We start from the raw sequence: 1,024 nt of genomic DNA, 5'->3' as shown, positions 1-1,024 counted from the left end.
AAGTGGGTGGATTCCAGAAGGTCGGCTATGGCGCGACCGTAGCTCAGCCTGCAACTGAAGAGGCGAGCTGGATCATCGATAGCTTCTCATCGACTACGTCGGCGTAGCCAAGTTCCTCCCTGATCTTCGATGTTTTCACGGCGTATTGCTGTTGGTATTCGAAAAGTGGTGGAATTGCCTCGTCCGGCTGTCTCTTGGGTAACCAAGAAAGCCGTTCACCCATTGTTGGCGTATTTGCCTCGCCAACATTGAAGATGGAGCAACGCGCGCCGGGATGTCGTGCGGCCAATGCGATCGCTGCTGCGACATTCCCCACATGACCGTGCGTCCAGCGCCATTCAGGATTTGCTCTAAAGCCATAGACAGTCGAAAGGTCGCTGTTGTCTTCCGGGCCATAGACCTTCGGTAAGCGCAGGATAGTCCAATCGAGATCAGTCACTGCCCGAATGGCTTGTTCTGCCAATATCTTTTCGTAATTGTGTGCCCACGCGCCCAGCATCTCCTCGTATCCCCGGTAGGGGAACATTATCTTCCTAAGCGCCGATGCTTCGGTCAGTGGCGTCGGTTCAACTGGGCCCGGCTCTCGTTTAGTCAGACGACCATAGGCAAGATATACGTCGGCACTCGAGACCATCACCAGTCTGCCCGCCCGCCCGGCAAAGTGTGTGGCTGCAGCCCTCCCGTCAGCCTCACCCATCGCCACCATATGCACCACGACGTCCCAATCGGTCTGGAGCGAAGCGGGAAACTTCGTGATGGGATACTCTGCAAGAGGATCGGTGAAGTGCGTTACGTTCGGTAATAGTGGATTTGCGGTCTTGCCACGATGAAAGACTGTGACTTCGGCTCCAGCTTCATTAAGTGCCCGAACCACATGGGCACCGATAAAGCGAGTTCCTCCGATGACCAGAACTTTCATCAATCTCGCACCCTTTTCTCGGGACTTACGTTGCCGCAATTAGGGGGCAAATACAACCAATGCGGCACGCTTGCGCCCATACTGCGAGCGGCCGCAAAGGGGTCG

The 1,024-nt window shown here is 55.7% G+C and carries 1 protein-coding gene; it reads right to left on the bottom strand.

The features are described from left to right. Window positions 1-43: 43 nt before the first annotated feature. Window positions 44-919, bottom strand: a complete 876-nt coding sequence (locus tag J3454_RS16185) for an NAD-dependent epimerase/dehydratase family protein (RefSeq protein WP_349514816.1) — start codon at window positions 917-919, stop codon at window positions 44-46. Window positions 920-1,024: the final 105 nt, after the last annotated feature.

The sequence above is a fragment of the Erythrobacter sp. NFXS35 genome (genome assembly GCF_040148725.1).
GTDB lineage: Bacteria > Pseudomonadota > Alphaproteobacteria > Sphingomonadales > Sphingomonadaceae > Erythrobacter.
The sequence above is the reverse complement of the archived record's forward strand: the minus strand, read 5'-3'. Positions and strand labels throughout refer to the sequence as shown.